Raw genomic sequence first — 13,200 nt, 5'->3', positions numbered from 1 at the left:
CTGGGCAGCACCGGAAGCGGGCTGGGCAGTGGGGGGAATCCGTTCCCCGCTCAATATTCACTCCCCTCTGTAGTCATTCCGCTACCGAGGGGTTCAGCGTGGCCTACTCTCAAGAGACCTTCAACCTCCACATAGTTGAATGAAAGAGCGGTGAAGTGTGGCTAACCGTAAGGAGCTTGACCCCGATGGGGGGCCGAGGGCTGCGTTCGGGGACCGTCTCCGCAGGCTGCGAGAAGAGCGCGGCTGGACCCAGGACGACTTGGCAGACCGCACGGGATACTCCCCGTCACATATTTCGGGCGTAGAAACCGGGGCCCGAAATCCAACTGCCAAGTTCACTGCGAGTGCGGACAAGGCGCTCGGCACCGGGGAAGCACTCGTCCGACAGGGGGCAGCCGTCCGCGACTCGGCGATACTCGACGGCTTCCCGGAGTTCGTCGGGTTCGAGGGCAAGGCCTCAGAGATCCGCCTGTTCGAGCTGGGGATCATTCCGGGCCTGCTCCAGACGCCGGAGTACGCCGCAGCCATCACCACGGGGGCCGTGCGGCGCGGTGCGATCACGGAGCAGCAGGCAGAAGAACGGCTTGAGCTGCTGGCCCGACGGCAGCAGTCGGTCGGGCGGACACCGCCTCCGCAGATGTATGTCCTGCTCGACGAGAGCTGCATCAGGCAACGCGTAGGCGGGCCAAGGGTCTTGGCCGATCAGCTGGGGCGACTCCTGGATATCGCGGACATGCCCAACACCGTTGTGCAGGTGGCCACGTACGAACTGGGCGAACGCCGTTCCTTTGATTCGCCGGTTACGCTCGTCACCCTCCCCGACGGGTCCTGCATGGCCTACGCGGAGTCCGCGCACTCCGGCCGTTTGGAGCGCGATACGCGGTTGGTCCGGCCGCTTTTCACGGCCTACCATCAGCTACAGGCTGAGGCGCTCTCCCAGACAGAGTCCGTGGCCATGATCAGTCAGGTGAGAAAGGGCATCCTGTGACAACCGATTCGCTCCGCTGGTTCAAGTCCTCCTACAGCTCCAACGGTGGCCAGTGCGTTGAGGTCGCCGCCGACCTGGTCGCCTCACACGGCGTTGTTCCCGTGCGCGACAGCAAGATCCCTACTGGCTCTGTCCTGCTGATCTCCGACAGCACGTGGGGTGTCTTCGTCGACGGCGTGAAGGCCGGCGGCCTCGTCTAGTTCAGCGACGCAACGAGCCCCCTGTCTCTCGGTGAGGCAGGGGGCTCGACGCATCCCGGACGGGGACGTCGCGCCTCCGACAGCCCCTACGGCCTTGGCATCAGAGCAAGCTCTACGCCTCCGGGTCCGGGCGTCGAAGGCCGGGGAAGGCGGCGGGGGTTGCCCAGCCCCGCAGTACGGCATCAACCGTTGACCGGAACGCCGCCTCGACCGCGGCGCCGTTGAGGCCGCCGGCCAGTTCGAGGGTCACGAGCCCGTGCAGGGCGACCCACAACGAGACGGCGATCAGTGTGGTGTCGCCCGCGAGGATCTGGTCCGCCACGGCACGGTCGATCGCCGCGACAAGCGGTCGCACCGGGTCTCGGTCGCCGACCCGGGTCGACGGTACGAAGGACTGAGCGCCACCGAACAACACCGCGTACAGGTGGCGGTGTTCGCGTCCCCAATGGCGATACGCCACGGCCAACGCGTACAGATCCTCCAGGGCGGCCTCCGAGCCGGGAACGGCCGTCAGGTCCTGGAACAGGCCGGCGACCGCCTGGTCGCGCACCTCGCGGATCACTCCGTCCTTCCCCTGGAACAACGTGTACACCGCCGCCGTCGACGTTCCGGCGGCGGTGGCCAGCGCGCGGACTGTGACCGACTCCTGCGGGCGGGTGGCGAACATCTCGGTCGCGCATGCGATGAGCCGCTCTCTGACGTCGGCGTCGTTCGTTCTCGGCCTTCCCATGGAAAGCAGTCTACCCATGCTGATAACATCGTTTCAAAACAGCGTTCCAAAACTCTGGGGAGCTCACCGTGCCACCGTCCGTCATACGTCCCTTGCACCTTGTCGGCCGCCTGCTGGCGGCCACCGCCGCAGTAGTGGGGCTGGCCGCCGTCTTCCTCGCGCTGATCGTCGCCACCGACGGCGCGGGGTCGGGGTTAGCCGCATGGTCCGCGGCTGTGGGCATCGCGGTCATCGCGGCGCTGTGGCGGGGCCGCCGCCGCTCCTGGCGGGGGCGGCTGGTGCCCTTCCTGCCGGTCCTCGTCGCAGCGGCCCTGACCCTGTCGGTGTGCGTCCCCACCGTCCCCACAACGCGCCACCACCCGCCCGCCCTGGCGTTCGTGACCACCGAGCACGTGCGCCTGTCCACCGGCAGCCGGGTCGCGGTCTACCACTACCCGCCCACCGGCAACAGCCCTCGGCAACGCACCCCGCTCGTCTACCTCAACGGCGGCCCGGTGCGCGGCATCTCGGTGCTCGACCACCGCTTCCTGCAGCGGCTCGCGGGACAGGGCTACGACGTGTACGCCTACGAACAGGCCGGTGGCGGACGCAGCGACCTGCTGCCCATGAACCAGTACTCGATCACCCGGTCCGTCCAGGACCTCGGCGCCTTCGTCAGCACACTCGGCAAGGGCCGCGCCGACGTACTGGGTTTCTCCTCGGGCGCGGTCGTGCTCACCCGCGCGTTGGCCGACCCGGCCATCGCCGACCACCTGCACCGGGCGGTCATCGCCGAGCCGGGCCCGATGGACGGCCCCACCGCCCGTATGGCCGGGCAGAAGGGTCGGCCGTCGGCCCGCGACATCGCGCCGGCCATGACCGGACCGCGCTCCACACGCGTCCCGCGGTACGCGGTCGCCTTTGGCCTGATACGGCTCGGACTGCTCAGCCCGGACAACGGGCTGGTAGGGCAGGCGGAGGGCGACAATGCCTTCACCGCTGCCGATCTCGGCAGCGACACCGCGTCCGCCTACTGCGCGCGGGACGCGCACCGCATCCCGGTCGAGGACACTGCGGAGAACTTCTCCTTCAGTGCCGCTGCCAGCCTCCGCATCCAGCAGACAGTCAAGGACTCCCCGTCCATCGCCCCTCAGTTGAGGCGCTCCCGGACGCCCGCGATGCTGATGATCGCCGAATGCTCCTCGCAGGTCCGCCAGTGGGAGACAACCGTCCTCGCGGACAACCCCGCCATCCAGCGCACTCAGTACATGCCCGGTGTCGGCCACCACATGTGGAACGGCCTGGGTGACAACGACCAACGCGCAGCAGCTGTCATCACCGCATTCCTCCAGGACAAGCCCGCACCGCTGCCCGACTACCCGACCCGAGCCGACATCCCGGCCTTCCTCCGTGACCACAAGTAAGAGGGCAGGCCATGGACGTCGCACCCGAGTTGCAGGGACAAGTTGGCACGATCTACGGGACAGGAGCCGATCGGCCTCAGCCGCGGCACCGGACGCAGCAGCGCCGACGGAGAGATCCTTCTCATCGGGTCCTAAGCTTCGCCGATGGCCTACGAAGCGCTGTGCTGGGAACCGATAGCGGCGCTTCCAGAAGGCGAGCCCGAGACGTCCTTCGGCGGGCGTTGGGAGGACCGGCTCTGGTTGAACGTTCCTGGCCCTTTCTACACCGGCATCGCCGACAACTGTTGGACGGGCCGGCTGCACGCACCGCGTCATGTGCTCTACGGCGGCGAGTACTTCGGTGAATATGTGTATCGTCAGCCGGCGACCACGGCCGAGGTCCTGAACCTGGTGACAGCGGCCCAGGAAGATCCGTACCGCGGCTATGCCTGCGACGGCGACAGCCGATGGACACCGGAGGCTGTTCGGGACTGGTGGCGCGACCGTGGGCGGGTCACCGAGTACCTGGAGTCCCTCCTACCCAGATGGTCGTCCAGCGACAGGTCTGACGAGCGGGAAGCCGCGGAGGGACTGAGGGACTTTGCCGCCTACACCGCTGAAGGGCTCGACGCGGACCTCCGGAAGTACCTCTTCCGGCTTGAAGAGGGCTGCTACCCGAAGAGCTCCGGACCACTGCCTGAGCTCCGATAAGCAATGACGGCCATGGGGTGCTCGGTGCGCTCGCACCTGGACACCGATCTCCTGGCTCGCCGGGCCCTTGCCGAGCAGGAGGGCTGGCTCGGAGAGATCGAGGGAATCGACCTCACCCTCACCTTCCTCCGTCAGAAACGCGAAGAGAGCCAGCGGCTGGCTCGCATCGCGCCGGTCAACCTCGCTCCGGGGCTTATCGGGGGGTCAACACACAGAACTCGTGACCGTCGGGGCCGGCCATCACCACCCAGTTGACGTCCCCTTGGCCGATGTCGATGCGCGTTGCCCCAAGGGAGACGAGCCGGTCGGCCTCCGTCTGCTGGTCACTGCCGGCCGGTGGAGCGAGGTCGATGTGCAGCCGTTCCTTCCCCGTCTTCGGCATCAGGGGTGGACCACCCCACGTGGCCTTCGGACCACCGTGCGGTGAGCGGATCGCGGTCTCCTGGTCCTGGTCCCAGACCAATGGCCAGCCCAGCGCTCGGCTCCAGAAGTACCCGGTCTCCTGCGAACCATCGCCCGCCAGCGCTCCCATGAATCCGCACTCGGCGAGGAAGCTGTTGCCCGGCTCGATGACACAGAACTCATTGCCCTAGGATTCCCCGGCCTCCTCGACGTTGGCGACCATCCTGCGCAGCACCTTGAGCGCGGCCACGTACTCTTCATCGCTGATGCCCTCGTGGACCACGGCGCGCAGCTCGGTCACCAGCTCGCGCAGCCGCACCCTGGCGGCCTCCCCGGCATCGGTAAGCTGCAGGCGCTGCCCGGCGTCGGTCCGGAGCCAGCCGCGGTGGAACAGCTGGTCGATGACACGAGCGATCTCATGCGGCCCGTCCGCGAGGGGCGTCAGCTGGATGACGACCTCCTCGCGACTCGGCGCCGCGGGGCCGCCGTTTACCCGGTTGAGCACCCAGTACTGCGGCTGCGTGACGTCGATCCTGGCCATAGCGTCACGCAGATGCCGGGTGACGGCTACGTGGGCGAGGCCACTCCAGTACCCAATGGGCTGGGTGGCCAGCATGTCGTCGGTGGCGGCCGGATCAGCCGGCGCCTGGTCGGTGGTGATGTCAGTCAGCGGTCCCATGATCGCGACGCTATATCCCCCAACGCTCACACGCCCCCATCCGAGGGACGAATAGTCGTACCGGGCAGGGAGGTCAACTGTCCGCGCACAAGGATCTGAGATGTCCGCTCACCCGGACGGCCCGCTGTCCGTTGACACTGGGCCCAGCCAGCCAGGCCGGAGCGTTTCGCGGATCAGCTTCTGGGCGGGATCGGAGCAAGGCCGAGCGTGTCGAGCGGGGGCTCGATCTGCACGCGGTCACCGCTTCGCATTGCGCCGGTCAGGGATGGTCGCTCCGGTCAGGCGGCGGACCATGACGTGAATCATCGCCCCGTGGACGCGCGAGGCCTTGTGGAGCTGGAAGCAGTACTCGCTGTCCGCGAAGGGGACGGGCCCGGGGGCGAAGGCCGTCATGACGCCACGGAGGCCTGTGACGCGGCGGGTTCGCGATCGACCGCGACCTCCGAAGGCTGTGACACCCGGCCGGTGTCGCCGCTCCGGCGCAGCCCCATGACCACGCCCACCGCGACGAGCAGCGCGCCGGCGACGTCTGCGGGGCCCGGCCTGTCCAGGCCGAGGGCGACGGTCGTGAGCAGGGCGCCCACGGGGACGAGGCCGGCGAAGAGGCCCGCGCGGTCGGTGCCGAGGCGGCGCAGGGCGTCGTACCAGAGGAAGAAGGCGGCTGCCGTCACGATCGCCCCGAGGTAGCCGAAGGCTGCCGCCTCGCCGGGCGTGGGGAGACGCAGCGCGGACGTTCCGTCCAGGGCGAGGCTCGCGGCCAGCAGCATGGGGACGGACAGCGCGGCGGGATACGCGGCGACCCGCAGCGGACCCAGCTTGGGCAGGAGCGGGACGGCGAGCAGGGAGAACGCCACCTCGCAGGCGAGCGCGCCCAGTGAGAGGAGCAGGCCCGGCAGGCTGCCCGAGCCGAGGCCGGCGGCGACGGCCGCGCCGACCGCGACCACGAGTGCGGCGCCGACCGTGCGCGGGGACGGTCGGCGGCGTTCGAGGAGCGGCCCGACGAGGGCGAGGACGAGGGGGACGGCCCCGACCACGCTGCCGATCATCGCGGGTCCGGCGTGTCGGGTGGCCTCGACGAGGAAGAGGTTGAAGCCGGCCAGACCGGTGGCGGCCAGCGCCACCAGGAGCAGGAGTTCACGCGGCGTCAGACGGACGCGGGGCAGCCGACGACGGCGCACCACGGCGAGCAGGATCACCGCGGCGAGCGCGTAGCGCAGGGCCTGCCCGGCGAAGACCGGATAGTCGGCGACGGTGGCGGAGACGGCCGTGGACGTGCCGACGAGGAGCATCGCCGAGGCCGCTCCGGCGGGGGCGGATTTCATACGGTGCGCTCCTGAAGGGTCGGGGCGGCGGCGGGTGTGGACAGTACCTTGCGGGTGACGCGTTCGGCGATGGCGGCGACCACGGTGCGGGGACGGCGCGGCGTCAGATGCGCGGCGAGAGCGTTGCCGAACCCGGGAGCGACATAGCCGCGGTCGCGGTCCAGCGCCCGCAGCGCGGCACGTACGACGGGTTCCGGAGTGGTCATCGAGCCCATGACGGCCGCTTCGCGGGTGCCGATGGTGTCGAAGAAGGCGGTCTCCACCGGGCCGGGGCACAAGGTGAGCACCCTGATGCCGCGCCGCCGGTACTCCTGGCGCAGGGCGAGCCCGAAGCTGAGGACGAACGCCTTCGCCGCGCCGTAGACGGCGAAGTACGGGGAGGGCTGGAACGCGGCGTTCGACGCGACGTTGACGACCGCGCCGCGGCCCCGCTCCAGCATGGCGGGCAGCAGTTCATGGGTGAGGTCGACGAGCGCGACGACGTTGACCATCAGCTGGTCGTGGTCGCGGGCCCCGGATATCTCTTCGAAGCGGCCGCAGGTACCGAAGCCGGCGTTGTTGACCAACAGGTCGACGCTCAGCCCGCGGGCCGTCAGCTGTTCGGCGATGCGGCGGGCCGCGTCCGGCTCCGCGAGGTCCTGGACCAGTACGTGCGCGCGGACTCCGTACTCGGCGACCAGACGCTCGGCGAGCGCGGCGAGCCGGTCGCCGGACCGCGCGACCAGGATCACCTCGTGCCCCTGGGCGGCGAGTTGCGCGGCGAACTCCGCGCCGAGACCCGACGATGCCCCGGTGACGAGGGCGGTGCGGTGCATGAGGGCAGTGCCGTGCATGAGTCCTCCTCAGTCAGATACCAACTGAGAGTGGAGAGTACCGGTACGACTCACAAACGCAACAGATCTGATGCAATTAATAAGTGGATTGCATCCCTGCTGTACTGTGTTATGGGTCAAGTGGTCCAGCTGGAGGCGTAATGGGCGAGACAGCGGCACGAACGTTGCGGGCGGACGCGGAGCGCAGCGTGCGCGCGATCCTGGAAGCGGCCGAGCGGGTGCTCGCCGAGGATCCCGGTGCGTCCATGGAACAGATCGCCGCGGCGGCGGGGGTGGCCCGGACGACGATCCACCGGCGGTTCGCCAACCGGCAGTCGCTGATCGAGGCGCTGGCGTCGTCCGCGGCCCGCCAGCTCGCCCAGGCGGTGGACGACGGCAGGCCCGACACCGCACCGCCCCTGGTGGCGATGCACCGGATCACGGCCAACGTGCTCCAGGTGAAGGGTGCTTGGGCTTTCGCCCTGGAGCTTCCGGCCACCCCGGACAGCGAGGCCGCCGCCCTCCACCGGGACATCGACGACCGCTGCACCGCCGTACTGAAGCGGGCGCGGGCCGACCGTCTCATCGACGAAGCGGCCGACCTCGACTGGGTGCGCCGCGTCTACTACGCACTCATCGGCGAATCCCTGCGCGAGAGCGCGGCGGCCACCGACCCGGACACCACCGGCTCCTACCCGGGTAACACCGATCCGGACGCCCTCGCCGCCCGGATCATCGACACCCTGCTGCGCGGCGCCGGCCCGCGCGCCTGACAGCGGTTCCCAACTGGGCGTGTTCCGCAGGTCGGAGCGCGCCACCTGCGGCGGTCGGCGTGTTCAACTCCGGCCGACCGAGGGATGGTTGCGTACGCCGGTTCCCACGCGGGTGAGGCAGCGGGCCCGACGCATCCCGGACGGGGCCGCCACGCCTCCGACAGGCCCTACGGCCTGGGCACGTTCCGCAGGTTGGAGCGTGCCATCTGCACCATGCGGCCCACCCCGCCGTCCAGCACGATCTTGGAGGCGGAGAGCGCGAACCCGGTCACCATCTCGGCGCTGATCCGCGGCGGGATGGAGAGCGCGTTGGGGTCGGTCACCACGTCCACGAGCGCGGGCCCCTTGTGCTTGAAGGCGTCCTTCAGCGCTCCGGCCAGTTGCTTCGGCTTCTCCACCCGTACGCCGTACGCCCCTGCCGCCCGCGCGATCGATGCGAAGTCGGGGTTGTGGTTGGTCGTTCCGTAGGCGGGCAGGCCGGAGACCATCATCTCCAGTTCGACCATGCCCAGCGAGGAGTTGTTGAAGAGGACGATCTTCACCGGCAGGTCGTACTGGACCAGCGTGAGGAAGTCGCCCATCAGCATCGAGAAGCCGCCGTCGCCGGACATCGAGATGACCTGCCGGCCCGGATCGGTGAACTGGGCGCCGATGGCCTGCGGCAGCGCGTTGGCCATCGATCCGTGACTGAACGAACCGATCACCCGGCGGCGGCCGTTGGGCGAGAGGTAGCGCGCGGCCCAGACGTTGCACATCCCGGTGTCGACCGTGAACACCGCGTCCTCGTCGGCCAGTTCGTCCAGGACGGACGCGACGTACTCGGGGTGGATCGGGACGTGCTTGTCGACCTTGCGGGTGTACGCCTTGACCACGCCTTCGAGTGCGTCAGCGTGCTTCTTCAGCATCTTGTCGAGGAACTTGCGGCTGGTCTTGGCCTTCACCCGGGGCATCAGCGCGAGCAGCGTCTCGCGGACGTCACCCCACACCGCCAGATCCAGTGTGGTGCGGCGGCCGAGGTGCTCGGGGCGGACGTCGACCTGGGCGATCTTGACGTCGTCGGGCAGGAAGGCGTTGTACGGGAAGTCCGTGCCCAGCAGGATCAGCAGATCGCACTCGTGCGTGGCCTCGTAGGCGGCGCCGTAGCCGAGCAGCCCGCTCATGCCGACGTCGTACGGGTTGTCGTACTGGATCCATTCCTTGCCGCGCAGGGCGTGCCCGACCGGGGACTTGACGCGCTCCGCGAACTCCATCACCTCGGCGTGCGCGCCCGCGGTGCCGCTGCCGCAGAAGAGCGTGACCCGCTCCGCCTCGTCGACCAGCCGGGCGAGCTTGTCGATCTCGGTGTCACCGGGGCGTACCGAGGGGCGCGAGGTGACCAGTGCGTGTTCGATGCCCTTGTCGGGCGCCTGCGCCGCCGCGATGTCGCCGGGGAGGGTGACCACGCTGACCCCGCTACGGCCGATCGCGTGCTGGATCGCCGTCTGGACCAGCCGTGGCATCTGCTCCGGGTTGGAGATCATCTCGCTGTAGTGGCTGCATTCCTGGAACAGCCGGTCGGGGTGGGTCTCCTGGAAGTACCCGAGGCCGATCTCGCTGGACGGGATGTGCGAGGCGAGGGCGAGGACCGGCGCCATGGAACGGTGGGCGTCGTACAGGCCGTTGATCAGATGGAGGTTGCCGGGACCGCAGGAGCCCGCGCAGGCGGCGAGCTTGCCGCTGATCTGGGCCTCGGCACCGGCCGCGAAGGCGGCGGTCTCCTCGTGCCTGACCTGGATCCAGTCGATGGCCGAGTTGCGCCGGATGGCGTCGACGACCGGGTTCAGGCTGTCGCCGACGACTCCGTACAGGCGCTCCACGCCTGCGCGGACGAGGATGTCGACGAACTGCTCGGCAACGTTCTGTTTGGCCATGGCTCCATCAAGCCATGGCCGGGTCCGTTGCGCCTGCGCTGTTAGGCCCATCTGCGGAACCCGGCCATGCCCCCGGCTTGCCGGTCGGTCTACGCCTCCCAGACGGCGGCGGCCGTACGGTCGTCCGCGTACCCCTTGACCCGGATCTGCGCGTCGGACAGGAACTCCGTCAGGCCCGGCGGTTCGGCGGACGCCCAGCGCTCGGCCAGTTCTCCGGCCAGTTCGGGTTCGCCGCGCAGCGGTTCGGCGAGGCCCGCGCTGCACAGCAGCAGGGTGTCCCCCGGCCGCGCCGTGGACGCGCGGAAGAGGAAGGGTTCGGCGGTGAGCGGCGGCACCGGCCGCTCGGCGGAGGCGTACGGGGAACCAGCCGCGGCCCTGCCGAGGTCCATCGTCAGCCTGTCACCCTCCGGTGTCTCGGCGAGCGCCTGGGGGAAACCCGCGACAGCCGCTCGCGGGTCGGTGACGTACTCGGGCGGTAATGGCTCCAGGTCCTGCCAGGTGCCGTCCCGGAGACGGAAGAGCCCGCCGTCTCCCACGCCGAAGAAGACCCGGGTACGGCATTCTGGGTCGCCGGAGAGCAGCAGACAACGAAGGCTCGTGGTGTACTCGTGCGGCTCCAGGCCGAGTTCGTCGGCGCGGGCACGCAGTTTGCCGAAGCCCCGTCCGGTGAGCCGGTGCAGACCCGATTTGAGGTCACCCCGGCGGTCGGCCCGGATGTCCTCGGAGAGCCGCGCCCGGCTGCGGCCGACGGCCCCGCCGATCCAGCGGCAGGCGTCGGCCGCCGCGAGATGCGCGCCGTCGGCCGGGCGGGCGCCGCCTGCCACGGCCACCAGGACGAGCGCGCTGTCGCCGCTGCCAAAACGGGCGGTGAGCAGGGCGTCGCGGCGGGGTTCTCCGCGGTAGCGGGCGGAGTCTCCCCGTACGGACATGGTGCGCAGGGTGTACGAGCCGTAGCGGGCGCCGTCGAGGACGGTGTCGGCGGTGAGTTCGGCGAGGGCGTCGGGGTGCGCGCCGGGGAGTGCGGTGGGCTCGGCGTCGTAGGTGGGCGGGCCGTCACCGACGTGGACCACGGCGGGACGGGTAACCGGTCCGGCACCCGGCTGCGGAGCCGGCTCGGAGCGGTTGAACTCCTGTGCGGGGAGCTGTGGTTGAGCGGGAAGGGGCCGGGGCGACAGGGGCGGTGCGGCGGGCGGCCCCAGCTGCTGAGCGCCGAATCGCGTGGCGGGGTAGATCAGTTGAGCGGGCGGCGCGGTCTCCAGGGGCGGGGGTGGTGGTGACGGTGGTGAGGGAACAGAAGGGGACGCTGGCGGAGGCGGTGTGGGCGACGGTGCCGGAGGCGGCAGAACGGTGTCGGGCGGACGGTGCGGACCCGGCCGGAACGGGAAGGTGCGCGACGGTAACGCGTCGTCGGCCGGTGGCTCCCAGGGGGCTCTCGCCGGTGGCTCCCAAGGGTCTCTGGTCGTCGGCTCCCACGGGTCTCTGGTCGGTGGCTCCCACGGGACTCCGGCCCGCGGTTCGGCGCCCGGCCACCGAGTGCCCTCCGGTTCGGACACCGGGGCGTCCTCCCGGGCGTCCTCCGGCTCGGACACCGGAGCGGGCGCCGGGGCCGGGTCGCGCGCGAACACCGGCTCGTCGTACGGCTCCGGCTCGGTCTCCGGTTTCGGGTCCGGCTCCGGCTCCGGCTCCGGCTCCGGCTCCGGCTCCGGCTCCGGCTCCGGCTCCGGCTCCATTTTCGGCTCCGGCTCGATCAGCGGCTCCGGTTCCCTCAGCGGCCCCGGCCCGAGCAGCGGCTCCGGCAGCGGCTCGCGCGAACCGCTCACCGTCCCCGCCGCGGAGTCGAATCGGTCGTCGAGGCTCTCGCCCGTGGCGGCGGCCCCCTGGTCCTCGGCGGTCTCGTCGTACAGCCGGCTCCACCAGTCGTCCTCGGCGGCGGTGGGCCTCTCCCCCTGCTGACTCATGCCCCTATTGTCCATCGATGGGGTGGTCCTGGTACAGGGTGCGCCGAAATAGCCGTTGGGCCGTACCGCCCCCCACGGGGGTACGGCCCAACGGAACCGAGGTCCGGGCCGGTTGCCGCCGTCGATGCGGTCGGCTTGGCGCGTGGTCCGATGCGGACTGCCACGCCGGTTCGCTCACCCGTCTCCTCACTCGGCTCGATCACCCTGGCAGAAACAGCACTCCAACGGCGATGATGTGCCGCGGCGGGTATCCGCCGTGGCTCAATCCCGCCATCGGATCGAGGTCCTCTTGCTCGGCGTCATAGGTCTGGACGACCTCCAGGAATCGGCGTACCGCTCACTCGTCGCACTGGGTGCGGCCGAGGTCGCCGATCTCGCGCACCGCCTCGCGCTCTCCGAGACCGATACCGAACGGGCCCTGCGCCGACTGGAACGGCACGGTCTCGCCGCCCAGTCCTCCGCCCGTACGGGCCGATGGGTGGCGGCGCCGCCGGGTGTGGCGCTGGGCGCGCTGCTCACCCAGCACCGCCACGAGCTGGAGCAGGCGGAGATCGCGGCGGCGCTGCTGGTGGAGGAGTTCCGGGCCGAGGCCAGGGAGCCCGCCGTACTCGATCTGGTCGAGGTGGTCACCGGCGCGAACGCCGTCTCCCAGCGCTTCCTGCAGTTGCAGCTCGGCGCGTCCGAGGAGGTCTGCGCCCTGGTGACGGGCGGCAACCCGATCGCGGTGTCCGGCGACGACAACGACGCCGAGGCCCAGGCGGCGACCCGCGGGGTGTCCTACCGGGTGGTACTGGAGCGCGTGGTGCTCGAAGCGCCCGGTGGGATCGCCGGGCTGGCGGCGGCGCTGGGCCGCAAGGAACAGGTACGGGTCACCGACCGGGTGCCCACGAAACTGGTCATCGCCGACCGGAGCCTGGCCATGGTGCCGCTGACCGGCCGGGGCGCGGAGCCCGCCGCGCTCGTCGTCCACGAGAGCGGGCTGCTGGAGTCGTTGCGGGGACTGTTCGAAGCGGTGTGGCGGCAGGCGCTGCCCCTGCGGCTCAGCGATCAGGGGGAGCTCTCGGAGGTGACCGAACCCGGCCCCGACAGCATCGATCTGCAGATCCTGTCGCTGTTGCTCGCCGGGATGACGGACGTGAGTGTCGCCAAACAGCTGGAGCTGGGACTGCGGACGGTGCAGCGGCGCGTGAAGAGACTGATGGAGCTGACGGGGGTCACCACACGGCTCCAGCTCGGCTGGCACGCGTACGAGAAGGGCTGGGTCACCAGGGACCGCTGATCCACTCCGCGGTTCTTCCCGTCCGGACCGGGGCGGTATTCCATGCTGCGGTGT

General features: G+C 70.2%; 13 protein-coding genes and 1 pseudogene. 6 read left to right on the top strand and 8 right to left on the bottom strand.

Annotated features, from left to right (window positions below; genetic code table 11):
• Positions 1–157 precede the first annotated feature (157 nt).
• Both OG709_RS29490 and OG709_RS29485 read left to right on the top strand, forming a co-directional pair.
• Complete coding sequence (locus tag OG709_RS29490) at positions 158–988, top strand: helix-turn-helix domain-containing protein (RefSeq protein ID WP_250305872.1); 831 nt, start codon at positions 158–160, stop codon at positions 986–988.
• Positions 985–1,188: a DUF397 domain-containing protein gene (locus OG709_RS29485; RefSeq protein WP_250305870.1), complete on the top strand. Its 204-nt coding sequence runs from the start codon at positions 985–987 to the stop codon at positions 1,186–1,188. Before OG709_RS29490 ends, OG709_RS29485 begins: the two co-directional genes overlap by 4 nt.
• Positions 1,189–1,300: 112 nt before the next feature.
• Here OG709_RS29485 and OG709_RS29480 read toward each other — a convergent pair whose 3' ends face one another.
• Complete coding sequence (locus OG709_RS29480) at positions 1,301–1,918, bottom strand: TetR/AcrR family transcriptional regulator (RefSeq protein ID WP_266640079.1); 618 nt, start codon at positions 1,916–1,918, stop codon at positions 1,301–1,303.
• Positions 1,919–1,986: 68 nt separating this feature from the next.
• Between OG709_RS29480 and OG709_RS29475 the strand changes: the two genes are divergently transcribed.
• On the top strand, positions 1,987–3,321 hold the full coding sequence (locus OG709_RS29475; RefSeq protein WP_266640081.1) for an alpha/beta fold hydrolase: 1,335 nt from the start codon (positions 1,987–1,989) through the stop codon (positions 3,319–3,321).
• Between the two features lie 144 nt (positions 3,322–3,465).
• The gene (locus OG709_RS29470; RefSeq protein ID WP_266640083.1) at positions 3,466–4,011 is read left to right on the top strand and encodes a hypothetical protein; all 546 of its coding nucleotides are present in this window, start codon (positions 3,466–3,468) and stop codon (positions 4,009–4,011) included.
• 193 nt (positions 4,012–4,204) lie between these two features.
• Here OG709_RS29470 and OG709_RS29465 read toward each other — a convergent pair.
• The 5 genes and pseudogenes from OG709_RS29465 to OG709_RS29445 form a co-directional block, all read right to left on the bottom strand.
• Positions 4,205–4,600: pseudogene (locus OG709_RS29465) on the bottom strand (VOC family protein); the annotation flags it as partial.
• Positions 4,601–5,092 (bottom strand): MarR family winged helix-turn-helix transcriptional regulator, encoded by a 492-nt coding sequence (locus OG709_RS29460; RefSeq protein WP_266904160.1) that lies wholly within the window; start codon positions 5,090–5,092, stop codon positions 4,601–4,603. It abuts the pseudogene before it with no gap.
• 237 nt (positions 5,093–5,329) lie between these two features.
• Positions 5,330–5,485 carry a hypothetical protein gene (locus OG709_RS29455; protein WP_329168220.1) on the bottom strand — a complete coding sequence of 52 codons (156 nt, stop codon included), beginning with the start codon at positions 5,483–5,485 and terminating at the stop codon, positions 5,330–5,332.
• The gene (locus tag OG709_RS29450) at positions 5,482–6,414 is read right to left on the bottom strand and encodes a DMT family transporter (protein WP_250305858.1); all 933 of its coding nucleotides are present in this window, start codon (positions 6,412–6,414) and stop codon (positions 5,482–5,484) included. Before OG709_RS29450 ends, OG709_RS29455 begins: the two co-directional genes overlap by 4 nt.
• Positions 6,411–7,229, bottom strand: a complete 819-nt coding sequence (locus OG709_RS29445; protein WP_401273311.1) for an SDR family NAD(P)-dependent oxidoreductase — start codon at positions 7,227–7,229, stop codon at positions 6,411–6,413. The genes OG709_RS29450 and OG709_RS29445 overlap by 4 nt, the downstream gene beginning before the upstream one ends.
• A gap of 158 nt (positions 7,230–7,387) precedes the next feature.
• On the opposite strand from OG709_RS29445, the gene OG709_RS29440 reads away from it, so the two are divergent.
• The gene (locus OG709_RS29440; RefSeq protein WP_250305855.1) at positions 7,388–7,999 is read left to right on the top strand and encodes a TetR/AcrR family transcriptional regulator; all 612 of its coding nucleotides are present in this window, start codon (positions 7,388–7,390) and stop codon (positions 7,997–7,999) included.
• A gap of 167 nt (positions 8,000–8,166) precedes the next feature.
• Here the strand turns inward: OG709_RS29440 and OG709_RS29435 are convergent, their stop codons facing one another.
• Complete coding sequence (locus tag OG709_RS29435) at positions 8,167–9,909, bottom strand: pyruvate dehydrogenase (RefSeq protein WP_266640088.1); 1,743 nt, start codon at positions 9,907–9,909, stop codon at positions 8,167–8,169.
• A gap of 89 nt (positions 9,910–9,998) precedes the next feature.
• Positions 9,999–11,867, bottom strand: coding sequence for a protein phosphatase 2C domain-containing protein (locus tag OG709_RS29430; protein WP_329168218.1), 1,869 nt, complete (start codon positions 11,865–11,867; stop codon positions 9,999–10,001).
• A 289-nt stretch (positions 11,868–12,156) separates the two neighbouring features.
• On the opposite strand from OG709_RS29430, the gene OG709_RS29425 reads away from it, so the two are divergent.
• A complete protein-coding gene (locus tag OG709_RS29425) occupies positions 12,157–13,146 on the top strand; it encodes a helix-turn-helix domain-containing protein (RefSeq protein WP_250306022.1) in 990 nt (329 codons plus the stop codon).
• The last annotated feature ends 54 nt before the right edge of the window (positions 13,147–13,200 follow it).

It is taken from the genome of Streptomyces sp. NBC_01267, assembly GCF_036241575.1.
Lineage (GTDB): Bacteria > Actinomycetota > Actinomycetes > Streptomycetales > Streptomycetaceae > Streptomyces.
This window is presented reverse-complemented; position numbering and strand designations above follow the sequence as displayed.